Below are 25,529 nucleotides of genomic sequence, written 5' to 3' on the forward strand. Positions count from 1 at the left end.
AAAGAAGTGATTTTGCTTATAAATACTTAAAAACATTGAATATATTGGGATAAAAACTTATAATTACTTACAGATAAGTGACGAAAAAAGGGAATGAGGACGTGTATCAAGAAGAAAGACTGATTGCGATAATGGAATATTTGAAACAGCACCGGCGGATCACCGCAGAACAGATATGTTCGCTGCTTCATATTTCAAGAGATACCGCAAGAAGGGACCTTGTAAAGCTGAAAGAGCGAGGGGCCATTATCAGAACACGGGGCGGCGCGATTCTGCCGTCAGTGAATCAGGAAGTTCCAGGCTATTCGGGCCGGCTGAAAACCGTTTCTGAAGAGAAAAACAAAATCGGCAAGCTGGCCGCATCCCTGATCCATAAAGGGGACCGGATCATCCTGGACACCTCGACAACCGTGCAGGCCTGCGCGGAGCATTTAAATGTCACCGGCTGCACTGTTATTACAAATTCGATCAATCAGGCCGATATCCTTTCCGCAAAAGAGGGAATTGATATTCACCTGCTCGGCGGAAAGCTCCAGAAGGAACACCGGTTTTTATACGGGGCTTCCGTTGTAGAAAAACTGGGGGATTATCACGCTGATAAGGTGCTGATCGGCGTTGTCGGCATCTCGGAAAACGGCCTGACGATTCCGCATGAAGAAGACGGCATGGTAAAGCGTAAAATGATCCGACAGGCTGAACAGGTGATTGCGCTGAGTGATCACTCGAAGCTTGGCCGTACGAGTTTTTATCAGTATGCAGACCTGCACGAGGTTGACCTGCTGATTACCGATCGGCTGCCTGATCAGGATTTTTGCGATCTGCTCGACCGGCACGGCGTAGAATTGCTTGTAACTGAATCTGAAGAAGAGGATGAGGACATGTGAAACTGATTGCCATAGATCTGGACGGCACACTGCTGAACAGCAGTCATCAAGTAAGCGATGAAAACAAGCGGGCTTTAAGGGAAGCCCGGCAAGCGGGAATTGAAATCGTGGTTTCCACTGGACGCGCGCATTTTGATGTGCACTCCATATTCGAACCGCTCGGCATAAAAACATGGATTATCAGCGCAAACGGAGCCGCCATTCATGCTCCTGACGGCAGCCTGTACCATTGTGAAGCGATTGAAGAATCAAGAGCCCGCGGCATTTTGTCATGGCTTGAAGAGAATCAATATTATTATGAGGTGTTTACAAACAAAGCCATCTATACGCCTGAAACCGGCAGGCAGCTGCTCGATATCGAAATGGACCGGGTGAAAAGCGCCAATCCGGAAACCGATCTTTCTGTTTTGGAACAGGCGGCTTCAGTGCAATACAGCCAGTCCGGCTTTGCTTACATTCATTCATACCGTGAGCTCTTTGAGAAAGAAGAGCATCTGGATTTTTATAATATTCTCGGATTTTCGTTTGATGAGCGGAAGCTGAAAGCGGGCTGGGACCGATTCAGCGGTCAGAAAGATCTCACCCTTGTCAGCTCTGCCGATCACAACTTCGAACTGGCGTCTCGAAACGCCTCTAAAGGGCAGGCGCTCAAACGGCTGGCGCAAAAGCTCGGCATTCCGATGGCTGAAACCGCCGCGGTCGGTGACAGCTTAAATGACTATTCAATGCTTCAGGCGGCCGGAAAAGGCATAGCGATGGGGAATGCGAGAGAAGATATTAAAGAGATCGCTGATGCCGTTACATTGACAAATGATCAAAACGGCGTTGCGTATATGATCAGGAATTTACTGTGAAAGGTATGGCGATACTGTTCATGACTGGCGTGACGCATTCATGGCAAATGCGGCGTAACAGTAAGGACGACATAAAAGACCGGCTCTTCCCGAGAGAGCCGGTCTTTTTGCGTTTAATGTGATTGCGCCGATGCGCTGAGGGTGAATAATTCTTCAAGCTCATCGGATGACAGCTCGGTAATCCAATTTTCACTTTGGATAATCTGATCGTTCAGCGTTTGTTTCGTTTCGAGCATGGCATCAATTTTTTCTTCAATCGTTCCCGTCGTAATGAGTTTGTGAACGTGGACGAACCGTTCCTGGCCGATTCGGTAGGCGCGGTCGGTCGCCTGGTTTTCCACCGCCGGATTCCACCACCTGTCATAGTGAATGACATGATTGGCAGCCGTCAGATTCAGGCCGGTTCCGCCCGCTTTCAGTGACAAAATCAGCGTCGGGTATTCTTTCTTCTGGAACCGTTCGACGAGAGAATCGCGTTCCTGCTTGGACAGGCTTCCGTTTAAAAACTGAACCGGTTCTCCGAATGCTTTTTCCAGGAGGCGCTTCATCATGTTGCCCATCTGAATGTATTGGGTGAAAATGAGGCAGCTTTCCCCCTGTCCGCGGATCGCCGCCATTAAATCAAGCAGCTTTTCCAGTTTGACGGATCTCCCGTTTAACAGCTCTGTCTGTTCTTCCTTCAAATAGAGCGCAGGATGGTCGCATATTTGCTTCAAGCGGCCGAGCATGCTCAGAATCAGCGCTTTCCGCTGCATCCCGGTCAGAGAAGCCATATGTTCAAATGTATCTTTGACAAGCTGTTCATAAAGGGATGCCTGTTCGGCTGAGAGCGGGATAAACTCTTTTTGTTCCAGCTTGTCAGGAAGATTAAGCGCCACTTCTTCATCCCGTTTTGTCCGGCGCAGTAAAAACGGCCGGATTAACTGCTGAAGCTGGTTGATTCTTTTTTCGTCACGGTCTTTCTCAATCGGCAGCACATAGCGTTTATGAAAGCCGGTCAGACTGCCGAGATAGCCTTTGTTCATAAAATCAAAGATCGACCAAAGCTCTGTCAGGCGGTTTTCCATCGGTGTTCCGCTCAGCGCGATATGATGGACGCCTTTCAGCTTTCTGATCGCGCGGGACTGCTTCGTATGCGCGTTTTTAATATTTTGCGCTTCATCAAGGCAGATGGTGCTCCATGTCACGGAAGAAAGCTCTTCCTGATCGGCGTGCGACAGGCCGTAAGAAGTAAGAACGACGTCCGCGTCCTGATAGGACGGGACAAATGCTTCCCCCTTCGGCCGGCGGGGGCCGTAATGAAGCACGGCCTTCAGCTGCGGCGCGAAGGTCCGGAGCTCACGCTGCCAGTTGCCGAGCACCGATGTCGGCGCAATGATTAAGGCAGGCGCTTTTTGCCGGTCGCTTTCCTTCACATGGAGAAAATAAGCGATCATCTGAATCGTCTTTCCAAGTCCCATGTCATCTGCGAGACAGGCGCCGAAGCCGTTTTCCCGTAAAAACAGAAGCCAGTTCATGCCGTACATCTGATAAGGGCGGAGCTGGCCCTGAAACGCGGCGCTGACTTCATGTTCCGGCAGATCCCGGGCTTCCGTCAGTTTGCGGATCAGGCTTCTGAGATGCTTTGATAATTCGATCTTGATCCCGGCAAATGCCGATGAGTCAATGATGTCCGTGTCCTCGGCTCCGTTTTCCCCGTGATCCATCAGTTCGCGCGCCAGCACGTCGGACATGTGGAGGCCCTCAGATTCCGCTTTTTCCATCAGTTTTTTCATTTGTTTAATGAATTGAGGATCAATTTTCACCCATTGGCCGCGGATGTTGACGAGTCGTCTGTTGTTTGCGACAAGCTCATTGAATTCATCCTCTGTCAGCTCAATTCCGTTAGTGGCGAATCTCCAGTTGAAATCAAGCAGAGCGTTCATGCCGACGAAGGACTCGCCCCGCGGGGAGGATGACACTTTCGCCTTGAGCATCATATTGCTGTCCCGGACAATCTGCCACCATGATGGGAGAAGAATCTCCACACCCATATCGACAAGCGTCTCACTCGCTTCCGATAAGAAGATCCAAGCCTCTTCTTCAGAAATCAGCGTCGTTCCTGAATCAAACGAAAGCCAGGGAACCGTTCTGCGGAAGCGGTCCTGTTCGCGCGCGATTTTTCCGCTGTATGCCTGCCACGCTTTTTTCAGTCCCTTCAGTCCGTCAAAAAAGGTGATGGAGCCGGTTTTTTTCTCACGTAAAAACATTTCGATTTTCCAGTCGTCACCGTCGAAATCAGGCTCGTTTAATCGGAGCCCGACGGTAAACGGCGTCAGATCGTCATGCCAGCCGATTCCCTCGAGAAAATCATCTTCATCCAAAAAGGAGCCTTTAAACGTATGAACGGCCGGCGAGCGGGTTTCGATCCGCCGCCATTTTTCCAGCAGGTCATCATTGTACTGAATGTAGTCCTGGACCGCGGCTGAGAACCAGTCTGCCGTAAAGCCTTCCAGCAAAAGCTCACGGTCTTTGAAGCGCAGGACGCCATTTTGCCAAGCCTCATAGTCCGGAAGAAAATCGCCGTCGGCAATAAATTCGTATATCGTCGAAGCCGCTTCGATTAATGGTTCCGTTTCCTTTGTCAGCTGCACGGTGCTGAATGAATTGAACGAGTTTTTTCCGAGCAGCTCGACGGTCATCCACGGGCTGAGCAGAACGGCCGGAGTGCCTATGAAGCTGACGTCTTCAAGAAACGTTCCGTAAAAGGTGGACTCATGCCATTGGAACAAATGAGTCTTCATCTGACTGAGAGTAAGCGGCTGCTCCTTCTCATCATGGCTTGACAGCGTAAATGTCCAATCTTCCATTTGTTCTACATGAATGAAAATTTCCTTAAGACTCGCCATCAATCAACTTTCCTTTCTGCAATTCTTCTTGAAGGGCGCGCAGCCTCTTGTAACTTGCGCTCAGCCGGCTGATATACCGTTCCCATACCTGCTGTTTTTTTGCCTTTTTATAAAGCGTCCGCAGTTTTTTCAGATGGCGCGCAGCCTCTTTATAGGCGCTGCGGTTTTTTTGATCGATAAAAAAGGCCGCCGCCCGGTGATAGGAGGGGATGAGCGCTTCCGGATCACTGGCGGCAATTTCCTTCAGGATGTCCTTTTCGATTTCCCAGACGGAAAAACCGACGAGGCTGTGAATCTCCACCCACTCCGCGTACCGCCGTTTTTCGTACAGGTACTGGCTGTATTCGGTAAAGGTATAGGGAAGGCAGCCGGAAGCAAACCGTTCAAACAGCTGATCATCCCGTGAGTGCCGCGCATAATCCGCCAATAGCGCAAACAGCTCTCCGATGATGTCGCGCATTTCTTTAAACGGCTTATCAAGCTTCGTATAGTTGACGGCAAGCGGTTCGATCCGGCCATACCATGCTTTCAGCCGTTTCCAGTCTTTTTTCGCGGTGAGTTCACCGAGCCATTGAAAGGTATACGGCAGCGCTTCAGGAGGGAAGCGGGACATATCTTGGAAGACCGCTTCATCATCTTTTTGCAAAAAGGCCAGATGAAGCCGTCCGAACCGCACTTCCGGTGAAAAACGGCGCCCGCTTTCCTGTGCGAGAATCTCCTGTTCGCGCGCGACCCATTTCGGCCGGTTCAAAAGGGCGCTCCACATTTCACCGAATACCCGGAGGCGTTCGTATTGAAAAAGCTCTTCTTTCACAAGCAGTCTGCGCAGCACCGGGGGCGTCCGGTCTAAAAAAGGATCGAGTGAAAAAGACAAGGCGTACGTTTTCAGTCTGTCAATGGAGGAATAAATCGTATCCATCAGCTGTTCCACGTATGGATTGATGCTGTAATAATCTTTTTCGGCATCCAATCTGCCTGACTCAATCAAAGTGAACATGTGAAGCCAGACGGCAAGCGCCGAATGAATCTGATATAAGCTTTTAAGCTCGGGTTTTTTCGGGGCGTGTTTTTTGAGCGCTGACAGATAGCCGTAATAAAGGCCCTGCATCGTCTGGCTTCCGGCCGGCGTCCGCGCCTCCCACAGCGAGAATTCCGAATCAAAAAAAGCGAGCCAGCTTGACAGCGACTCTTCATTCGGCAGCACTTTTTCCTGAAACTGCCGGCGGACAAGCTCCCTGCTTTCCTCAAGCTTTTCTCTTTCCAGCCAATGTTCGGTAAAGGTACCGACCCGCTCGAATTGGGCATATACGTAAAGAAAAACGGCCAGTACGTGGCGGCAGATCGCCTCAGACGGGCATGCGCAGCCGCTTTTCACCATGAAAAATAAGTTCAGCGTGACCCTTACAGGCACAACATCCTGCACATATGCGGAAATCTCTGTCGGGGTTTGAACCTGTATACGATAGACGGAATCCTGCCGATATAAAATGAGTGCTTTCTTCATCAGCTGAACATTGTCTTCATTGTAAGGAAGAAGTTCTTTAAGCTGTTCAGCCGCTGCGAGCACATCTTCTTTAGCAATCATATCCTGAAGCATGATTATCGCTCCTAACGAGTCACAAAATAAAAAGATTCCAATTCCTCTATTATATCGCAACACATGGCCCGGAAAAAGTTTTTCCTAAAAAAGGACATAAAAACCCGAATGTGTCGAATGATGTATTAGAGATTGCAAAACAGCACCCGACAGCATATAATAATCTTGTTTTCAATTTAATGGAAGCCGAAAGGAAACGAATGATGAAGAAAACGAAGTTAGATCAAGAGGAGTTTCTGAAGATTTTAATGCATGCGCACGACATTGGTGAGCAGTCCTCTGAGATGACCACAAAAGAAATGCTTGAGAATTTGATTTCTTATATTAAAAATGGATATGCAACATAAAATCCCGCAGGCTCTTGGCCGCGGGATTTTTTAATCTTCCTGTAACACCAGTATTTAAAGCGCTTACAAAAATAAAACAGATTGAAGTGATTGTCTATTTTTGTCGAATTTTGTCATTTGAAAAGGTTAGAAATGACAGTTTAAAGCTGTATAATCGTAATTGGAAAAGATCATTGGAGGGAATGGGAATACGCGGAAAGTGATATGGAGGTTATATGGGAGAATCTACAAGCATAAAGGAAATATTCGCAATACTGAGAAAGCGTCTGCTGTTTATACTTATTATTACCGCGGCGGCATCTGCCGCAGGCGGACTCATCAGTTTCTTCGCTCTTACGCCGGTCTATGAAAACTCAACTCAAATTTTGGTCAGCCAATCCAAAAACAATCAAAAAGAAGTCCAATTCAATGACGTTCAAACCAACCTCCAATTAATCAACACGTATAATGTCATCATCAAAAGCCCGGTCATCCTCGACGAAGTGATTAAACAGCTGCATCTGTCCATGACTTCGAAAGAGCTGGAATCGAAAATCACGGTATCCAGCGAGCAGGATTCACAAGTCGTGACGATTGCCGTTCGGGATACGGATGCTAAGCGGGCGGCCGTTATGGCAAATGCGGTTGCATCCGTTTTTCAGGACAAGATCACCGCCATCATGAACGTTGATAATGTCAGCATCCTTTCAAAGGCCGAAGCGTCGGACAGCCAGTCACCGGCAGAGCCTAACCGTAAGCTGAACATCGCGATTGCGTTTGCCGCCGGACTTTTGGGCGGAATCGGTCTCGCCTTTTTGCTGGAACATCTGGATAATACGATCAAATCGGAAGAACAGCTGGAAGCGCTGCTCGGCATCCCGATCCTGGGAACGGTTACTTCAATCAGTACAAAAGACAGCGTTGCCAAAAATGTGAGGATGGCGGAAACCAAACAAGCGGGAGGCGGACATGTTGACGCGTAAAAAAGACAAACCCGGAAAACGAAGCGTGATTGCGATGTCTGAGCCGAAATCCATCAACTCAGAACAATATCGCACGATCCGCACAAACATTGAATTTTCTTCCGTTGATACGGAGGTGAAGTCCCTTTTGATCACATCCGCCGGTCCGGAAGAAGGAAAATCGACAACCGCGGCCAACCTTGCCGTCGTATTTGCACAGCAGGGGAAAAAAGTGCTTTTAATTGATGCGGATTTGCGCAAACCGACGGTTCATTTCACCTTCAAATTGGATAACGGAACCGGATTAACGTCGCTGCTGTTAAAACAGCTGCCGTTTCAGAAAGCCGTCCTGCCGGCTGATGAAGCAAACCTGGATATTTTAACGAGCGGGCCGATCCCGCCCAATCCGGCGGAGCTTTTATCGACGGGCGCCATGAAAGATCTTCTATCAGAAGCAGCCGCAGTTTATGATAAGGTGATTTTGGACACGCCTCCCGTTTTGGCCGTAGCCGATACGAAAATATTAGGCAGCTACACTGACGGGGCCATTATGGTGATCTCAAGCGGGAAAACGGACAAGGAAAAAGCAGCCAAGGCGAAAGAAGCGCTCGATTACTGCCCGTGCAAGCTCCTTGGGGCCGTTATGAACGGGAAGAAACAAACGAAACATTCGGACTACGCCTATTACGGACAATAATGTCACAATGGGCGCGGTCCATTCTTTTTAAGGAGGGATTGAAATATGATAGATATCCATTGTCACATCCTTCCTTCCATAGACGACGGCGCGGCGGATGATACAGAAAGCCTGAAGATGGCGAGAGAAGCGGTCAGACAGGGGATTGATACGATCATCGCGACGCCGCATCATGTGAAATACCGCTATGACACGGATCGGCATACGGTCAACGAAGCGGTCAGCCTGTTAAACAAACGTTTGAATAAGGAAGGCATTCCGCTGACTGTCCTGCCCGGCCAGGAAATCAGAATAGACGGAGATCTGCTGGCAGGTCTTCAAAGCGGCTCGCTTGTCCCGCTCCATAATACAAAGTATGTGCTGGCGGAATTTCCGGCGGATCATGTCCCGGCCTACGCTGAAAGGCTGTTTTATGAACTGCAGCTGAACGGATATGTCCCCGTCATCGCCCATCCGGAGCGGAACAGGGAAATTCGCGAAAACCCTTCCGTCCTTTACAGTCTTGTGAAGAAAGGGGCGGCCGCCCAAGTGACGGCCGGCTGCATTGCCGGAGCATTCGGGCGGAAAGCGAAATCCTTTTCGCTGCAGCTGATGGAAGCGAATTTGATCCACTTTCTCGCATCTGACGCCCATAATCTCGGACCGAGGAATTTTTATTATCAGGAGGCGCTCGGCGTTCTGAAAAAAGAAGCAGGGGCGGAGCTGATTTACATGCTCGCGGAAAATGCGGCGCTTCTCGCTGAAAACAAAGCCATTTATAAGGAACCTCCGCTGCCTGTGGCCCGCCGTAAGCGCTGGGGTCTTTTTTAATCGTCGTCTCCATCCCGTTTAAATGAAGCGTAAGCGGCTGTTTTGCAAGATGATTCGTTTATGCTTATGCTATTATCAGCGGCCGGCGCCGTTTTTTCCTATCATGGCCTCAGGCTTCCGGCATTCCGCCGGCGCCGGGATCATATGATAATAACGGTAAGCTGCCCAGCAGCAATTTCTAAACGGTTGGGGGAACACGATGAAAATAACAGTGATCGGAACAGGCTACGTCGGTCTTGTGACAGGAGTGTCTCTTTCAGAAATCGGCCATGACGTAACATGCATAGATATTGACGAACGTAAGGTTGAGCAGATGAGAAAGGGATTGTCCCCTATCTTTGAACCGGGCCTTGAAGATATGATGAAACGAAATATCGGCCGGCATCGGCTGGCATTTGAAACGAGCTACGAAAAAGGGCTTGCGGAAGCGGACGTTATTTTTATAGCGGTCGGAACGCCGCAAAAAGAAGACGGGCACGCAAACCTTACTTATATTGAAAATGTCGCCGAACGGATTGCCGAACATATTTCTAAAGATGCGATCGTCGTGACAAAAAGCACGGTTCCCGTGGGAACGAATGACAGAATCAGCGAAGTTATTCATTCACGGCTGAGAGCGGACGTGAACATTTCAATCGCTTCGAATCCGGAATTTCTCCGTGAAGGTTCGGCGATTCACGATACCTTTCACGGAGACCGCATCGTGATCGGGGCTGAAGACCGGCAGACGCGGGAAACGCTTGACCGGGTTTTCGCGCCGCTTGCAATTCCGGTATATCATACGGACATCAGAAGCGCTGAGATGATCAAATATGCGTCAAACGCATTTTTAGCGGCAAAAATCAGTTTTATTAATGAAATTTCTCATATATGTGAAAAAGTCGGTGCGGATGTGGAATCAGTCGCACACGGAATGGGATTGGATAAACGGATCGGCAATCAATTCTTAAGAGCCGGCATCGGTTACGGCGGTTCCTGTTTTCCGAAGGATACAAACGCCCTCGTGCAGATCGCGGGACATGTGGAGCATGATTTTGAATTGCTGAAGTCCGTCATTAAAGTCAACAATAACCAGCAGTCCATGCTGGTTGATAAAGTGCTGAACAGGCTGGGCGGTGTGACGGGGAAAACCATCGCGTTATTAGGACTGTCTTTTAAGCCGAATACAGATGATATGCGGGATGCCCCGTCCATTGTCATTGCGGATCGTCTGGCGGCTCTTGACGCCCGGATGACAGCGTACGATCCGATCGCTTCATTTCGGGCCTCCGAGCTGCTTCCGGCTGCGGTTTCCTATCGGGAGTCCATAGAAGAAGCCGTCAGGGGAGCGGATGCCGTCCTGATTCTGACAGATTGGGAACAAATTAAACACTTCCCGCTTGAAGCGTACAAAGAGCTGATGGAAACCCCGGTTATTTTCGACGGGAGAAACTGCCACTCGCTTGAGGAAGCGGAACAGGCGGGCGTGGAATATATCTCAATCGGAAGAAGAGCCGTCGTGCCTCAGACTGATTCTGTCACTTAAAAGGCCGGCGGTCCGCGCCGGCCTTTTATCATACAATCATTAGAGACGAAGGGGACATTAATCGTGGAAAACACATGGAAATTGCCGAAGCAAATGGAATCATCCCGCGGTCTGCTGGAAACGTCAGCACGGCCCTTTATCAAACTGCACGTCAAAAAAGCTGAAACGGGTCGGTATGACAGTAAAATGGCCGGAGACCCCTATTTTCCGAAACATGAACCATATCCTGAAGATGAAAGCAGCAGGCCGATGAAGCTTCTCGCTCAAATCAATTTTGCGGATATGCCCGGACTTCCTGATTTTCCGGACACCGGCATTCTTCAGTTTTACATATCGGTCAGTGATGACGTATACGGTTTGAATTTTGACGACGGGTGCGCGCAAACGGGTTTCTGCGTCAAATATTTTGAACATGTGACAGCAGAAGAAGCGGAGCTCATGGATGATTTTTCTTTCGTTCAGGTTGAAGAGGAGTACGATTTTCCGATTCAATCCGAAGCGCTGATCACCCCTGAGCTGTCTGCTGAATGGGTGCTCCCGTCTGATTTTCAATTCGGGCGGTATGCCGGGATGGATGCCTTTGACTATTTCGAGCAGTTTGACGATGAGGTGTATGACGAATATACGGCGAACGCATTCGGCCATAAAATCGGCGGCTATGCGTCCTTTACCCAGGAAGATCCGCGGTCTTACTCCCATCAAAACCATACGATTCTGCTTTTGCAAATTGATTCAGATGATGACATTGATTCGATGTGGGGAGATGTGGGAATCGCCAATTTCTTTATCAGACCGGAAGATTTGAAGAAAAAAGATTTCTCAAACGTTTTGTACAACTGGGACTGCAGTTAACGACAGTATGATGATCATGATACAAGGCAAAGGAGACGGTTCATCACTGTCTCCTTTTTTAGGGAATTTATCATGGATACATAGAGGAGATCAATGAATGGATATGCCGTTTATGTGAGTCTTTTGGCGTTAATGATGAGCATCTCGGCTGCTGAAAATAAGTCATTTAACCTATTTAAGCTGCTTTCTGTCTATTTTAAAATATAATATATGGAAATATAGTATGGAAAAGTCTGTGCTTTTTGTACGACTTTTTGCGTAAGACGAGGTGAAAAAGATGAGCCATTCAAGCACATTAAGCCATATTAACAGCACAATCAGCCATAAACTGGGCGAGGTTGAACACCAAATTGATAAATTAAAAGAAGCGAAAAGAGAGATAGAATCTCTGCAGGAAGAGGGCGTGTCTGAAATCAGGGACATCCTCAGGCCGCACCTGGACCATCATTGGACCGGCACTTTTGCTGAAGAATTTGATGACCGGCGCGATCAGGCCCATACAGAAGCATACAGAATCGTTACAGACAAATACGACGGTTATATTTACCGAATCGGCTTAAAGATGACACAGCTTGAAATTGAAAAAGGAGGGCTCCTTGCCGCCAGAAGCATCGCGAGAGAGGCAGAGCACCTGCTGACGCTGGGAGAAGAAGCCCTTGACACGGTCGGAGAAAAAATACAATCAATCAAAAGAAGCTGGAGTTGGTTTTAATGGCAGAAATAAAACTCAAATACGGAGCCGTCATGAAGCAGCTTGAATCCGTCAGCAGCGCTTTGGAGGCTGTTTCGATCGGGAACGCCGGTTCAAACGGAAAAAACAAGCTCGACTATACCTCCAAGTACCAATCCCGCGAGGCAAAGCTTGTATCGATGATCAGCGAATACAAGCAGGCCGTTCATAAGAATATCGCGGACGTTAAAGACAACGTAGATTCTTTGAAAGAACAGGACGAGGCGATCGCCGTAAAATAACGAAAGAAAGGACTTGCCGATGAGCAAAGTGTTTGAATCACAATCGTTAACGGACGAAGCAGATAAGAGAAGGAAACAATACGAAGCCCTTGAAGAACAGCTGCGTGCGCTCAAACAAGCCTTTCAAGGCGTGGCCGATCTGGGTGATGCTTTGAAAGGGAAAGGCGCAGACAATATAAAAGATTTTTTTCAGGGACAAGCGGAAATCGCCGACAGCTGGCTGACGCTTGTCTCTGCTCAAATTGCGTTTTTAAATGGCATTTCAGGTGACATTAAAGATCAAGAACTCAGCGATACATATGTGGAGACTTCATTTTTGGAGCATGAGCTGCCCAACGCGGATTTGAAAGCTTCAGAGATTGTCTCCGCTCATAAAGCAGAAATCGATTCGATTTTGTCTGGCATCAGCGATATTATTCATCTCGATACATATACGCTGGATGATTACGCAGATAAAATGGGTGATGCCCAGAAAACCAGACGTGACACGATCACGGCAGTCGATACGCTTGATGAATCCCTGACCGCTGAATATCAAAACTTAGAATCTCTGGACAACGCAGTGCTCAGCAAATATTCCGTTCTCATGCAGGCCACCAGCAACGGGAAAAGCGCCTCCCCTATGTACTATGACAAAAAAGCCTTCCACAGCAATGAAATCTACAAAAGCGTCATGGCGACAGAAAAACAGGGCACGGACTATATTGACGCAAAAGCCCAGCAGGCCGAAGCAAGACGGCTTCAGGAAAAGGCTGAAGAAGAAGCCAATAAACCATGGTACGAAAAAACATGGGACGGCATCTGCAACTTTACCGGCGAAGTCACCGGCTATTATGATTATAAAAGAGCAGCCGAAGGCGTTGATCCGGTGACCGGCGAAAAACTCTCCACCGCAGAACGCGTCACAGCAGGAGCGATGGCCGCCGCCGGATTCATACCGGTCGTCGGCTGGGCGGGCCGCGCTTTCAAAGGCGGAAAAGCCATTTACAAAACCGGAAAAACCGTCATTGCCGCAGAACATGCTTTAGATGCCTATAAAACCGGAAAATCCTTAGACATTCTCAAAATGACAGAAATGGGCGCATACGGCCTCGTCGCCTCAAACGGATTCTCAGAAGCCGTCACAGGCAGAGATATGTTCGGAAACAAAGTGTCTGAGGAGAAGCGGAAGCAAGGGGCGCTGGAAGCTGCGCTGAGTTTGGTTGGAGCGGGCAGTCTGGCCAAATCGGTTGATCATAGTGTATCAATGTATCGAAATGTGGATAAAGGTTCGACAGTTAAAGTGAAACTATCAGATATACGACATGTCGTGAATCCGACCCATGTGAAAAAAGTAGCTCATCAAACCTATCAATCAGTTAAAAAACGATCTTTATCGGTGATAGAATCAGCTGGTGAAACCGTACTTTTTGCGAAACAGCTGATGGGAACATTCCGAAATCAGCCAGCATACGCATATGCTAAAAGCAGCCACTATACTGAGAGTTTGATTAATAAAGAAGCTGTCAAGAAAGTCGCACAGTATCCAGTTAATTACCTAAAACAAGTTGCTAAAGACCATATTCACTATATTACACAAACAGGGAAGGTATTCTATGATGCCTCGTCGAAAGTGTTTCGCACAAGCGATGGAAAATTTGCGAAAAAACCGAAAGCAGATCATGTAGAAGAGCCTAAGGTGCTGAAAGTTGAGAGGCAAAAAACAGACGTTCATAGTGAAGGCACTAAAGCTACTGGTGAACTAAATAAAGACTTAGCGAAAGCATATCTCAGAGATATAGAAGCCAAAACTGGACGAAAGGTTTGTAAAGAGCAGATCGACCATATAAAAGAAGCTTTAAGAAATAATAACTATGAGAAATTAACACCAAAAGAAACAGCTAAGCATAGGAGCAAATTCACATCAAGTTTGAAAGATAGATTGATTGCAGAATGGGAAGAAAAAACCAATCAAAAGTGGCCTAGATATACAGAAGAGGTTTTTGATAAGCATGGAGAAGTTGCCCGAAGTATTGGTCAACCGTACGATGCCCATCATATCATAGAGAACAACTTTGGTGGCCCTCACGAATGGTGGAATATTCATCCGGCAAAATATCCGGATGAACACCAAGCGGGTATACATGGAAAGGGAGCACCATCAGGAAAACTATTTCCAAGGAGGTAAAAATAGTTCATGGCTGAATTTGAATTTATAAATCATTTAGAAAATAAAACATATAAGGTACCTGAAGAGGATATATTAAAAGCTGAACAAAGAATGAACGTAGATATTCCAAATGATTTAAAACAATTATATTTAGAAGTCGGTTATGGTTTTATTAAAGGTGAAAGTGATAATGCAATTAATAGGATATTGGGGCCAGGGGCAGTAGCCGACATTAGACTAAGAGAAGGAATTTTTGAGTCTGACCCAGATTTAGATGAACTTTATGATGATGAAAATAAACTTATTTTTTTTGAAGTAAACGAGGGTGTTTATATTTCTATAGATTTACGATTGGCAAATAATCCAATATTTTATTTTGACACTCAAATAGCTGAATCTTTAGAGGATTTTTTTAAAAAGTTCCTCAATGATAATGAATATTATATTGATTTAATTGAGGATTAGACTTAAAAATGGGATAGTTAGAAGAATTAATTGACCTTGATTGGCTAGTGAAGCCTTTCAAGGTTTTTTACAAATGAATTGTTATTTTCTGTTTAAGATGACTTAAATGTCTGTTGGGCTATGAACCCGTCACAGGAGAAAAACTCTCCACTCAAAGGAGGTAAATAATTGTGAAATATGATTTTATTAAAACTTACAAAGAAAATACATTTTATCAAGTAAGTGAGAATGAAATCTTAGAAGTAGAAAATAAGTTAGGTTTAAGGTTACCTTATGATTTGAGACAGTTTCTTCTAGAGGTTGGTTACGGCTTTCTGAAAAAATCAGAATATAATATTAATCGCATTCTTGGACCTGCTTCAATTAGAGATGCAAGATTAAAAGTTAATGACTTTGAGTTTTATCCAGATATAGAAGTTTATGAGGAACTTGAAGAAGATAAATTGATTTTTTTTGAAGCAAATGAAAGTGCTTTATTGTTAATTGCATTAGGCAATGAACAAAACAATTCAATATATTACGATGATATAAAAATTGCAGATTCACTAGAAGAGTTTTTAATAGAGCTTATGAAAAATGATAAATATTATCTTGATTTAATTGAGGATTAGACTTATAAGAGGGAATGGCTAGAAGAATTAATTAAACTTGATGGCTGCTGAAGCCTTTCAAGGTTTTTTCATAGGTGAATTGTTGTTTTCTGTTTTGTGAATTCCGAATAATTTATTTGGCTTTAGGCTGCGTTCCGGTTACCGGAGAGTTGGTAACCCTACGGTTGTACTTAGGAAAGGTGTATAAAGTAATGAAATACGGACATTATCATAATCAGGTAAAAGAAGTTATTGATTTTTCCAAAACCTTTAAAGCAGTTGCATCACATGAAATCTCTTATTTTACTAAAATTATTAATGATGAAGAAAAAGCTAAGTACTATGTTTACGAAGATGTAATTGGTGAAGATGAATATGCGTGGAAAGATATAAAAGAAAACGAGATGAGTGAGGTATGGGGAAAATTTTATGAACTAAACGATGATCAAAAACCACAAAACCTAGACATGCTTCTGAAAATTTTTTCGGAAAATGTCAGAAGTGCTACGACTGAATTTAATACTTTTCTTGAAGAGATCGTAGCAGATCTAAATAATTGTGCAATAAATAGAGCAGTAAACGGGAAAACAGACAATTTTTTTGAAAAACTTTTCAAAATTTATAAAGCGGGCAATTTTCCATGGGGCTGGGATGGAGATTATCCTTATGGAAGTTTTATTGCGTTGTATATCGAAATGAAGAACTTGAATTGAAAAGACGATTTTAGAAATGAAAACGAGGAAAACAAGTGAAATGAAAATACATCAAATTCACGATTTTGAACAAAAAGATGAATCGGATTTTGTTCGAACACAACAATCCCTTAAACATAAAATTAACCTATCTCATTCCATCACCCCAGACTCCGTCAACACATGCGCAGGCGTCGACCTCGCTTATTGGGAGCAGGACGGGGAACCGTACGGCGTATGCAGTATCATCGTGATTGACGCTGATACAAAAGAAGTGATTGAAAAAGTGCACAGCATGGGGAAAATCGGCGTGCCGTATGTTTCCGGTTTTCTTGCGTTTCGCGAGCTGCCGCTGATCATTGAAGCGGCAGAAAAGCTGGAGGCGGAGCCGGATGTGTTTTTGTTTGATGGCAACGGGTATCTGCATTACAATCATATGGGCGTTGCCACCCATGCGGCTTTTTTTCTGGGTAAGCCGACGATAGGGATTGCGAAAACCTATCTCAAAATCAAAGGCTGCGATTTCGTGACGCCTGAAAATGAAGTCGGCGCATACACCGATATTATCATTGACGGCGAGGTATATGGACGGGCGCTGCGAACGCGGCGGGACGTGAAGCCTATCTTTTTGTCTTGCGGACATGACATTGATTTAGAAAGCAGCTATCAGATCACGATGAGCTTGATCAATCAAGAAAGCAGGCTGCCGATCCCTGTCCGTCTGGCTGACCTTGAAACGCATGTTTTGCGAACGTTTTATCGGAAAAATCACGTGTAACACTTGGGGCTCTAAGCCACCAAGTGTTTTTTTGTATGCCTGGTGTCTGCTTTATTAAAAACTTTGTCGTCCTTGCAGATAGGTTTTTATTTGAATGTTTTTCGCGTCAAATCGATAAAAGCCTTTAATGGCGCAGACATCCACTTGTCCTTATGCCATGCTAATTGAGTAAAAACAGGGCATTCATTCTGCCAGCTGAGTTCTTTCATCCGTCCTTCGGCAATATCGTCTTTTACTGTCATTTCAGGCAATAGTCCAATTCCAAGTCCGGCCATCACGCATTGTTTGATGGCTTCTATGCTGACGAATTCTAATTTGTTAGGGTAGACTCCGGCGTCATGTAAAGTGTTCTCAAAGAGCGTGCGGTATGAACAGCCGTCCTCTGTCAGCAGAAGGGTTTCGTTTTGAAGGTCTTTCAATGTTGCTGGTAAATCCGCAGGAAAAGGATGGTCATTGGCGGCTACCATTTTGATCTCATCCTGAATCAAAGATTCAACGTGCAGTGCGTCTTCCGTCCGATTCACATCCAAAATGAAGGTGATATCAAGCTGGCCCTGTAAGAGCTGTTCTTTCGCTTGTTCGTTGGAAACATACGGTTTGAATATGAGCTTTACTTGAGGAAAAGCCTGTTTGAATTCTTTTATGATAGGCGGAAGACGGTATGTGCACTGGCTTTCCGTCGCGCCGATTTTCAAGGTTCCGGTTGTTTCTCTTACTTGATTTGCGGCCATTTTTGCTTCTTCTGTTAACGCAATGATCTTCTCCGCATAGGATTTGAATGTTTTGCCGGCTTCTGTCAGGATGAGCCGCTTGCCGAGCCGTTCAAATAAAGGAGTCCCGATTTCTTCTTCAAGTGATTTGATCTGAGAGGTAACGCTTGATTGTGCATAGTTAAGCATCTTGGCGGTTAGGGTGAAGTTTACATGTTCTGCTGCGGTAATAAAGGTGATCAGCTGCTTCAATTCCATATGTTCTCGCCCTTTCTAAATCGGTTTTACCGATTGGAATAATCGAAATAATCATCTGTATTGATTGATGAATCCATTATATGATGAAGAAAATCATTCGTAAACAAAGGAGCAGATGCATCATGAAAATTGCGGTTATTCATGGCGGAACGAGGTCTGGCGGAAATACGGATATTCTTGCGGAGAAGGCTGTTCAAGGATTCGATGCGGAGCACATTCATTTGCGGAAATATCGGCTCCAGCCAATTGAAGATCTGCGTCACGCTCAAGGCGGCTTTCGTCCTGTTCAAGATGACTGCGATTCTATCATTGAGCGGATATTGCCGTGCGATATTCTTGTATTCGCCACCCCAATTTATTGGTTTGGCATGTCAGGGACATTAAAGCTGTTTATTGATCGCTGGTCACAGACGCTGAGAGATCCGAGATTTCCTGATTTTAAACAGCAAATGTCAGCGAAGCAGGCATATGTAACAGCAGTGGGAGGAGACAATCCTAAACTAAAAGGGCTGCCGCTGATTCAGCAATTTGAACATATTTTTCATTTTATGGGGATGTCCTTTAAAGGCTATGTGCTGGGAGAAGGCAATCGTCCCGGTGATATTCTTCATGATCATCAGGCGCTGAGCGCGGCGAGCAGCTTATTGAAAAGAAGTGATGCTCTATGAAACTGCTGCTGGTTATCTCTGGTATGTTGATTCTCGCACTCTTTTTAGCTTGGAAAGCGCCGACTTCTGTTTGGATACAGGCTGAAACCAATTCGCCTCAGGTTCAGCAATTTGTGAGAATGGCAGGCGCAACGCTGCAAGTCAAGCAAATCATCAAGAGTGATGCAGGCGAAGAAACAGTTGTCATATCAAATGGTATTTCTGGGCCAAAATAAAAAAGCACCTGTCCAGGTGCTTTTCTTTATAAATGAGGAACCACAAGACCTCCATACAAAAACGCCGCGATAATCAGGAAGGCCGGATGCATCTTGAATTTTGTCAAGGCAAGGAGGGAAATCCCCGCAATCACTATCGCTTGAACCCAGCCGATCGCTTTGATGCCGTCTGCGCCGATTTGCCAGGTAAGAATGAGCATCATGACGGCGATGACAGGCTGGACGGACAGCGTCATACCTTTGATGACGGGGGATTGGCGGAAGCGCTGAATGATGCGCAAGAGGACGATCAATGCGAGCGCCGACGGTACGACAGTGGCGATCAGCGCAATCAGGAACCCGGGCCACCCGCCTGCGCTGTAACCGACATACGCCGCGATTTTGGTTGCGATCGGGCCCGGCAATGCGTTCGCAAGTGCGAGCATATTTGAAAATTGATCGTTTGAGAGCCAGCTGTATCTGTTGACGACTTCTTCAAACATCAGCGGGATCGACGCCGGTCCGCCTCCATATCCGAGTACGTTTGCGACAAAAAACGCCATAAATATATAAATCATGATCATGAGGCCGACATTCCTTTATCTTTTGAACGTTTATTTGTGATTTTGTCCTTTAATTTAAAATGAAACGCGCCGTACGCCAAGAAAATGATAATGACAAAGCCGGGATTGATCTGTAACGTTTGCAGGCCGATAAAAGCGATGATAAAAAACAGGATGCCCGTGACCCAGCCGAATCCTTTAAGCGCTTTTTGGCCAAACTCGTACGCCATGATGCCGAGCATTACCGCAATCACCGGTGTTACAGCGCCAATCATGCCGGCAACAATTGCTGAGTGGCTTAAGACATTGACAGCCGCAAACAAGCCCGCCATCGCAAGACATGTAGGCAGAATGTGGGCGAGGGTCGCCGCGATTGCACCTAATGTGCCTTTCAGCTTAAAGCCCAGATACGCAGCCATTTTTGTGGCAATCGGTCCGGGAAGCGCATTAGCAATCGCTAATATTTCTCCGAATTCATCATCATCTATCCATTTGTATTTATTGACGGCTTCATGGCGGATGAGCGGGATCACCGACGGGCCGCCCCCGAATCCGAGAATGCCCGTTCGGACCATCGCCGCCGTAATGTCCCAATAGGGATGTTTCATGGCTATGTCCTCCTTACAGCTTCATGCCCGTTCTGCTTTTATACCGTTTAATCAGCATTTGGCAGTCGACGCTGACGACGCCTTTTTGCGTATAGAGCCGTTTTGTCAAAAACTCTTCCATCTCCTGATCATTTGCGAAAATGCCGTGCATATGCAGCTTGCTCGGTCCGGTCATGTGATAAAGGCTTGTCACGGCCGGCTCCTTTTCAAGCTTTAATGCGGTTTCCTCCAAATACTGCGGCTCCACCTCCACATTAAAAAACACGGACACGTGACGGCCGATTTTCGCCGGGTTGATGACAGCGGTGAATTTTTCAATCACACCGGCATCCAGTAAATGCTGAATGCGGTGCTGAACCGCCACTCGCGACAGGTTAACCCGCTTTCCTACGTCTGTATAGGAAATCCTCCCTTCCTCGTGCAAAATCGAAAGAATCTGTTTATCCGTTTCATCAAGGACAAGATTCGGAATGCTGTATTCATGTTCCAACCCGCTTCACCTTCCTTCATTTGGTAGACATTATTGTATCATGAAACATTACGTTATGAAGGAAGAATTTTTTTATTGTTTTCGATGCGTAATAACTTAGAATTATTTCTTATCGAAAAGTAAATAGTGTGTGAGATTTTCTTTCAGGAATGTGGATGGCCGCGAAGCCGCTTTTTATACTTGAGAAAATTTGTAAAGGGGCTTGCCATGAATACTTCAACCATCGGAACGAAACAAATGGTCGTCAGTCCGCATTATCTCGCTTCTCAGGCGGGGGCCGGCATTCTGGAAAAGGGCGGAAACGCGTTTGACGCGGCAGTGGCGGTCAGCGCCTGTCTGGCAGTTGTGTATCCGCATATGACGGGTCTTGGCGGGGATTCATTTTGGCTCACTTACCATAAAGAAACGGGACGAATCAAAGCTTATAACGGGAGCGGCCGTTCAGGGAAGCATGTGACGAGAGACTTGTATCGGGGCAGAGAAGCGATCCCTCTGCGCGGGACAGAAAGCGCCATTACCGTTCCGGGAATGGCGGACAGCTGGGATGCCGTGCTTTCGGCATACGGGCGTCTTTCGCTCGCTGAGGTGCTGAAGCCAGCTCTTGATTATGCGGCAAACGGATTTCCGGTGTCCGCCGACCAGTGCGCCCACACAGAACGCAATCTCGATCTTTTAGCCTCGATGCCTTACACCTCGGCCATTTTTACGAGAAACAAAAAAGCGCCCATGCCCGGTGAACGGTTTGTCCAGAAGGATCTGGCGGCCAGCTTGGAGCAGCTTGCCGAGAAAGGCAGAAGCGCTTTTTATGAAGGAGACCTCGCTCAACGCATCACATCCTTTCTGCAAAACAACGGCGGCCGTCTGACACTTGATGACTTTAAAGCCCACCGCGGCGAGTGGACGAACCCGGTATCCTCCGATTACCGCGGGTGCAAAATCTATCAGGCTCCGCCGAATTCACAGGGCTTTACAGGCTTAATGACGCTCAATATATTGGAAAACTATGATTTTTCTCAGATCGAACACGGTTCCTTTGACTATTATCATCTGCTGATCGAGGCGCTGAAGAAGAGTTTTCAGCACCGGAATAAAGTGCTGACTGATCCGGCATTTTCTCATATTCCGCTGGATCGGCTGCTTGATAAACGGTATGCAAAGCAGCTTGCGGAAGAAATCGGTAACGTGGCTGCGCCGGCGGTAAGCCGGCCGGTCGGAAGCGACACTGCTTATGCCGCCGTCGCCGATGCGGAAGGAAATGCCGTTTCCTTTATTCAGAGCCTCTATTTTGAGTTCGGATCTGCCGTTACAGCGGGGGAGACGGGCATTCTGCTGCAAAACCGCGGGTCATTTTTTTCGCTGGACGAATCCCATATCAATACACTTGAACCCGGCAAGCGGACGTTCCACACCCTCATGCCGGCGATGGCCTGTAAAGAAGGAAGGCCGCACATCCTGTACGGAACCCAGGGAGGAGAAGGCCAGCCGCAAACTCAGACAGCGATGATTACGCGCATCATTGATTACAAAATGGACCCCCAGCAGGCGATCAATGAGCCGCGCTGGGTCTGGGGACGGACATGGGGAGAGGAGTATGAAGGGCTGAGGGTTGAAAGCAGAATCAGCCCTGAAACGAGAGAAGCCCTAAGGCAGAGCGGCCACCGCGTCGAGACCGTTGGTGATTTTGACGGGCTTATGGGCCATGCGGCAGCGATCGTCATTGATGAAGAAGGCTTTCTCCAAGGCGGGGCCGACCCGCGCGGCGACGGAGCGGCCGCAGGAGTATAGAGCTGCGCTAACTGATGAAAAAAATAAGCACGCCAAGCGCGGCAGAAAGACCTGCGTAAAACGAATCGTACACATATTGCTTTTCCTCCAGCCGGTACCGCCATTCCATTAAGCCGCTGCAGCAAAATAGCATGAAAACAACTCCCGCAAATACGTACATTTCATTGAAAAAATTCACCGCTGCGATGCCCGTAATAAGCAGTGTGATTTCGATTAATCGATGTGTGCCGTTTATCGGCTTCTGCTTTTTAACAGGCTTTGGCAAATTGAGAACTTTGACGGCAAATACTTGAAACATAAGGCTGAGCAAAATAAATACGGCTGAAAAAATCAGTAACTGAGTGAAATCCATCGTCTGCCTCCTAAAAATGTGCCACTCGTTTCATACGGGTGAGGACCTTGTAAGTTTCGGCATTCTACAAGACATTAGGCTGAGTTACATGGTAAAAGACTCAAAAAGACCCCTTTTGAAAGGGGTCTTTTTGACTAGTTTCTTCTATTATAATGGTTCCTGCTTCAGGTCGGGCGGACAAGCGTATATGTCTTCCCGAGTCTGGCGTATTCATTCCCCGCGAGCCTTGCCGCAGGCTTCAGCTCATCTGTCCGTATGTAGCCTTTATCGGCGTCATATACTTGGTCATTCAAATGAAAACAAACGACTCTGCCGATGATGAGGTCTGTCGTCGTTTCTCCGCTGTCATTTTGGAACGGAAGATGGCGTTCGAGTATACATTCAAACCTCACTTTTGCTTCTTTTATACCGGGAACGCTGATGCAAGCGCTGTCTGTCACAGAAAGGTCTGTCATGCCAAGTTCGCTGACATCAGGATCAAGCCTTGCCGCCGTTTTGTTAATGTCTTCAATAATGGACTCATCACTGACGTGCACCACGAATTCCCGATGAGCGATTGCGTTTCTCGCGGTGTCTTTCTGCCGACCGTCCGCGCGGCTGACTGAGATGGCCAGAAGCGGCGGTTCTGCGGAGACAACGTTATAGAAACTGAAGGGCGCCGCGTTTACGGCGCCGTTGATGGATGACCGCGTAGTGACAAATGCGATCGGCCGGGGAACAACTGTGCCCGAAAGCAATTTGTAAGTGTCTTTTGCGTTCAGTTCGTCTGCTCGTAAGATATGCATGATTTCGGCCGCCTTTCTTTATCGTATGACCTGATTATACAGAAAGAAAATTCGGAAACACAACAAAAGAAAACCGGCTGCATATCTTATCACGTGGCATATATCTGATTGAGGAAAAAGGCTTCCGTTTAGCCGGCAGCCTATTTACGAATGGTGTTACTTGTAGTTTTTCTTTACAACCCAGATGTTCCCGTCTTTCCAGTACTCTGTTTTGCTGCAGTAATCGTCTTTTTTGCAAGGGTCTTTTTTCTGAGGACGATAAGGTTTTTTCTGCGTGCGTTTTTTCTTGCGGCGGCATGATTTCTTGTGGCTGCGAGATTTTTTGTGAGACCGGCATGATTTTTTACGGCTGCGAGATTTTTTGTGAGAGCGGCGCGATTTTTTATGGCTGCGAGATTTTTTGTGAGAACGGGATTTTTTATGGCTGCGAGATTTTTTGTGAGAACGGGATTTTTTATGGCTGCGAGATTTTTTGTGAGAACGGGATTTTTTATGGCTGCGAGATTTTTTGTGAGAGCGGCACGATTTTTTATGGCTGCGAGATTTTTTGTGAGAGCGGCACGATTTTTTATGGCTGCGAGATTTTTTGTGAGAACGGGATTTTTTATGCTTGCGAGATTTTCTCTTCTTACTGCTTTTTGGTTCTTGGTACAAATAATCTTCCAATCCCTCGGTGCTTGCGGACTTTACTGCTTCTTCGATATCAGAATGGGAATAGTGGCCCATTTTGAAACCTCCTCATGATATATGTTTTAAGGATGCGATCCTTACTACCACATAGTACGCATGAATGAAAAAAGTGTATGTGTGATTCGCTGAGTTTTATATAAAAAGCACAGCCTAAATTAATACAGGGAGGTTTACTGATGAAAGACCAATCAACATTGCCTCTATACCAGCTGTTTATTCACCCGAAAGACTTAATGGAGCTGAAAAAAGACATTTGGGATGATGATCCGGTGCCCGCGGTGCTGAGAGTGAATCAAAAACGGCTTGACATTGATCTGGCGTACCGCGGCTCTCATATAAGAGATTTTAAGAAAAAATCGTATCACATCGCTTTTTATTCGCCGAAAACATTTCGCAGGGCGAAAGAGATACATTTAAACGCTGAATACAAAGATCCGTCGATGATGCGGAATAAGCTGTCTCTCGATTTCTTCGCGGAGCTTGGGACGCTGTCACCAAAGGCGAATTTCGTAACCTTGCAAATCAATGGCAGACATGAGGGGGTGTATCTTGAGCTGGAGTCAGTGGATGAATATTTTCTGGCGAAACGGAATTTGGCGGACGGGGCTGTTTTTTACGCGGTTGATGACGACGCCAATTTCTCCCTTGTCAGTGATCTGGAGCGGGATACGAAAACATCGCTCGAACTTGGTTATGAAAAGAAAACGGGAACGAAAGAAGACGATTTATACTTGCAGGACATGATCTATAAAATTAATACCGTTCCGAAGTCAGAGTTCAAGGGGGAGATCGTCAAACACTTGGACGCCGATAAGTATTTGAGGTGGCTTGCGGGCATCGTGTTTACCTCAAACTACGATGGATTTGTCCATAATTACGCTTTGTACCGGAATCATGAAACGGGACTTTTTGAAGTCATTCCGTGGGATTACGATGCGACGTGGGGAAGAGACATTCATGGTGATCGGATGGAGGCCGATTATGTCAGAATACAAGGGTTTAATACCTTGACTGCAAGGCTTCTGGATGAACCGTATTTCCGCAAAGCGTACAAACGGCTTTTGGAAGAGACGCTTCAGACCCGGTTTACCATTGAACATATGAAGCCGAAGGTCATGTCACTGTATGAGCAGATCAGGCCGCATGTCGCGAAGGATCCATATAAGAAAGAAGAGATGGATTGCTTTGACCGGGAGCCTGAAGTGATTTGCGAATACATTAAGGAGCGGTCAGCCTTCATCAGCAGTGAGTTAGAGCGGTGGAATATCTGATTTGGAAATGAAGAAAGATTTTTTACAAATAGGCTGGTGAATCAGTTCCCGAAAATAATCGTGATACGTATATATGCATTATGCTTTTTACATTATGAGAAAAATGACTAGGAG

The 25,529-nt window shown here is 46.5% G+C and carries 28 protein-coding genes; 19 read left to right on the top strand and 9 right to left on the bottom strand.

Annotated features, from left to right (window positions below; translation table 11 throughout):
• Positions 1-101 precede the first annotated feature (101 nt).
• Positions 102-884, top strand: a complete 783-nt coding sequence (locus tag OVA33_RS06885; protein ID WP_003151250.1) for a transcriptional regulator GlcR — start codon at positions 102-104, stop codon at positions 882-884.
• Positions 881-1,738, top strand: a complete 858-nt coding sequence (locus OVA33_RS06890; RefSeq protein WP_025649370.1) for a Cof-type HAD-IIB family hydrolase — start codon at positions 881-883, stop codon at positions 1,736-1,738. Before OVA33_RS06885 ends, OVA33_RS06890 begins: the two co-directional genes overlap by 4 nt.
• 113 nt (positions 1,739-1,851) lie before the next feature.
• Here OVA33_RS06890 and OVA33_RS06895 read toward each other — a convergent pair whose 3' ends face one another.
• Together OVA33_RS06895 and OVA33_RS06900 are read right to left on the bottom strand one after the other, a co-directional pair.
• Entirely contained in the window at positions 1,852-4,626 is a 2,775-nt protein-coding gene (locus tag OVA33_RS06895) for a DEAD/DEAH box helicase (protein WP_025649369.1), read from the bottom strand.
• Entirely contained in the window at positions 4,613-6,223 is a 1,611-nt protein-coding gene (locus OVA33_RS06900) for an SWIM zinc finger family protein (protein WP_015418391.1), read from the bottom strand. The genes OVA33_RS06895 and OVA33_RS06900 overlap by 14 nt, the downstream gene beginning before the upstream one ends.
• A 203-nt stretch (positions 6,224-6,426) precedes the next feature.
• Between OVA33_RS06900 and OVA33_RS06905 the strand changes: the two genes are divergently transcribed.
• From OVA33_RS06905 to OVA33_RS06965, 13 genes are all read left to right on the top strand, one after another.
• A complete protein-coding gene (locus OVA33_RS06905) occupies positions 6,427-6,570 on the top strand; it encodes a YwzD family small protein (protein WP_003151259.1) in 144 nt (47 codons plus the stop codon).
• Positions 6,571-6,785: 215 nt separating this feature from the next.
• Positions 6,786-7,532, top strand: coding sequence for a protein-tyrosine kinase activator TkmA (locus tag OVA33_RS06910; RefSeq protein WP_017418762.1), 747 nt, complete (start codon positions 6,786-6,788; stop codon positions 7,530-7,532).
• Positions 7,519-8,208 (top strand): CpsD/CapB family tyrosine-protein kinase, encoded by a 690-nt coding sequence (locus OVA33_RS06915; protein WP_014305982.1) that lies wholly within the window; start codon positions 7,519-7,521, stop codon positions 8,206-8,208. Before OVA33_RS06910 ends, OVA33_RS06915 begins: the two co-directional genes overlap by 14 nt.
• A 45-nt stretch (positions 8,209-8,253) precedes the next feature.
• Entirely contained in the window at positions 8,254-9,018 is a 765-nt protein-coding gene (locus tag OVA33_RS06920; protein ID WP_025649368.1) for a tyrosine-protein phosphatase, read from the top strand.
• Positions 9,019-9,217: 199 nt separating this feature from the next.
• Positions 9,218-10,543, top strand: coding sequence for a UDP-glucose dehydrogenase family protein (locus OVA33_RS06925; protein ID WP_071182032.1), 1,326 nt, complete (start codon positions 9,218-9,220; stop codon positions 10,541-10,543).
• A 63-nt stretch (positions 10,544-10,606) separates the two neighbouring features.
• Positions 10,607-11,395, top strand: coding sequence for a YwqG family protein (locus OVA33_RS06930; RefSeq protein ID WP_079979767.1), 789 nt, complete (start codon positions 10,607-10,609; stop codon positions 11,393-11,395).
• A 277-nt stretch (positions 11,396-11,672) separates the two neighbouring features.
• On the top strand, positions 11,673-12,107 hold the full coding sequence (locus tag OVA33_RS06935; protein ID WP_007407544.1) for a coiled-coil domain-containing protein: 435 nt from the start codon (positions 11,673-11,675) through the stop codon (positions 12,105-12,107).
• Positions 12,107-12,367: a YwqI/YxiC family protein gene (locus tag OVA33_RS06940; protein WP_007614257.1), complete on the top strand. Its 261-nt coding sequence runs from the start codon at positions 12,107-12,109 to the stop codon at positions 12,365-12,367. The genes OVA33_RS06935 and OVA33_RS06940 overlap by 1 nt, the downstream gene beginning before the upstream one ends.
• A 19-nt stretch (positions 12,368-12,386) precedes the next feature.
• Positions 12,387-14,534: a ribonuclease YeeF family protein gene (locus tag OVA33_RS06945; protein WP_079979766.1), complete on the top strand. Its 2,148-nt coding sequence runs from the start codon at positions 12,387-12,389 to the stop codon at positions 14,532-14,534.
• 9 nt (positions 14,535-14,543) lie between these two features.
• Positions 14,544-14,981, top strand: coding sequence for an SMI1/KNR4 family protein (locus OVA33_RS06950; RefSeq protein ID WP_025649365.1), 438 nt, complete (start codon positions 14,544-14,546; stop codon positions 14,979-14,981).
• 170 nt (positions 14,982-15,151) lie between these two features.
• Positions 15,152-15,592 carry an SMI1/KNR4 family protein gene (locus tag OVA33_RS06955; RefSeq protein WP_025649364.1) on the top strand — a complete coding sequence of 147 codons (441 nt, stop codon included), beginning with the start codon at positions 15,152-15,154 and terminating at the stop codon, positions 15,590-15,592.
• A gap of 191 nt (positions 15,593-15,783) precedes the next feature.
• Complete coding sequence (locus tag OVA33_RS06960; protein WP_025649363.1) at positions 15,784-16,284, top strand: hypothetical protein; 501 nt, start codon at positions 15,784-15,786, stop codon at positions 16,282-16,284.
• A gap of 40 nt (positions 16,285-16,324) precedes the next feature.
• Positions 16,325-17,041: an endonuclease V gene (locus OVA33_RS06965; protein ID WP_025649362.1), complete on the top strand. Its 717-nt coding sequence runs from the start codon at positions 16,325-16,327 to the stop codon at positions 17,039-17,041.
• An 86-nt stretch (positions 17,042-17,127) separates the two neighbouring features.
• Here the strand turns inward: OVA33_RS06965 and OVA33_RS06970 are convergent, their stop codons facing one another.
• Positions 17,128-18,009 carry a LysR family transcriptional regulator gene (locus tag OVA33_RS06970; RefSeq protein ID WP_025649361.1) on the bottom strand — a complete coding sequence of 294 codons (882 nt, stop codon included), beginning with the start codon at positions 18,007-18,009 and terminating at the stop codon, positions 17,128-17,130.
• Between the two features lie 122 nt (positions 18,010-18,131).
• Between OVA33_RS06970 and OVA33_RS06975 the strand changes: the two genes are divergently transcribed.
• The gene (locus OVA33_RS06975) at positions 18,132-18,677 is read left to right on the top strand and encodes a flavodoxin family protein (protein WP_007614245.1); all 546 of its coding nucleotides are present in this window, start codon (positions 18,132-18,134) and stop codon (positions 18,675-18,677) included.
• Positions 18,674-18,892 carry a hypothetical protein gene (locus tag OVA33_RS06980; protein ID WP_017418770.1) on the top strand — a complete coding sequence of 73 codons (219 nt, stop codon included), beginning with the start codon at positions 18,674-18,676 and terminating at the stop codon, positions 18,890-18,892. The genes OVA33_RS06975 and OVA33_RS06980 overlap by 4 nt, the downstream gene beginning before the upstream one ends.
• A gap of 26 nt (positions 18,893-18,918) precedes the next feature.
• On the opposite strand, the gene chrA is transcribed toward OVA33_RS06980, so the two are convergent.
• From chrA to OVA33_RS06995, 3 genes are read right to left on the bottom strand one after another with little or no spacing between them, the layout of a single operon-like run.
• Positions 18,919-19,455, bottom strand: coding sequence for a chromate resistance efflux protein ChrA (chrA, locus tag OVA33_RS06985; protein WP_021494837.1), 537 nt, complete (start codon positions 19,453-19,455; stop codon positions 18,919-18,921).
• On the bottom strand, positions 19,452-20,042 hold the full coding sequence (chrB, locus tag OVA33_RS06990; protein ID WP_017418772.1) for a chromate efflux transporter subunit ChrB: 591 nt from the start codon (positions 20,040-20,042) through the stop codon (positions 19,452-19,454). The genes chrA and chrB overlap by 4 nt, the downstream gene beginning before the upstream one ends.
• Positions 20,043-20,055: 13 nt before the next feature.
• On the bottom strand, positions 20,056-20,532 hold the full coding sequence (locus OVA33_RS06995) for a chromate efflux transcriptional regulator ChrS (RefSeq protein ID WP_007407537.1): 477 nt from the start codon (positions 20,530-20,532) through the stop codon (positions 20,056-20,058).
• A 207-nt stretch (positions 20,533-20,739) separates the two neighbouring features.
• On the opposite strand from OVA33_RS06995, the gene ggt reads away from it, so the two are divergent.
• Entirely contained in the window at positions 20,740-22,317 is a 1,578-nt protein-coding gene (gene ggt / locus OVA33_RS07000; protein WP_025649360.1) for a gamma-glutamyltransferase, read from the top strand.
• Between the two features lie 7 nt (positions 22,318-22,324).
• On the opposite strand, the gene OVA33_RS07005 is transcribed toward ggt, so the two are convergent.
• The 3 genes from OVA33_RS07005 to cotG all read right to left on the bottom strand — a co-directional run bounded on the left by OVA33_RS07005 (position 22,325) and on the right by cotG (position 24,180).
• Positions 22,325-22,669: a DUF4181 domain-containing protein gene (locus OVA33_RS07005; RefSeq protein ID WP_071182030.1), complete on the bottom strand. Its 345-nt coding sequence runs from the start codon at positions 22,667-22,669 to the stop codon at positions 22,325-22,327.
• A 164-nt stretch (positions 22,670-22,833) separates the two neighbouring features.
• Complete coding sequence (locus OVA33_RS07010) at positions 22,834-23,454, bottom strand: flavin reductase family protein (RefSeq protein WP_014419051.1); 621 nt, start codon at positions 23,452-23,454, stop codon at positions 22,834-22,836.
• A 156-nt stretch (positions 23,455-23,610) separates the two neighbouring features.
• On the bottom strand, positions 23,611-24,180 hold the full coding sequence (cotG, locus tag OVA33_RS07015; RefSeq protein ID WP_117363998.1) for a CotG/ExsB N-terminal domain-containing protein: 570 nt from the start codon (positions 24,178-24,180) through the stop codon (positions 23,611-23,613).
• Between the two features lie 140 nt (positions 24,181-24,320).
• Here cotG and OVA33_RS07020 point away from each other — a divergent pair, with 140 nt between their 5' ends.
• Positions 24,321-25,415 carry a CotH kinase family protein gene (locus OVA33_RS07020; RefSeq protein WP_025285385.1) on the top strand — a complete coding sequence of 365 codons (1,095 nt, stop codon included), beginning with the start codon at positions 24,321-24,323 and terminating at the stop codon, positions 25,413-25,415.
• Positions 25,416-25,529: the final 114 nt, after the last annotated feature.

Source organism: Bacillus sp. KICET-1, assembly GCF_027721405.1.
In the GTDB taxonomy this organism is placed as follows: Bacteria; Bacillota; Bacilli; order Bacillales; family Bacillaceae; genus Bacillus; species Bacillus velezensis.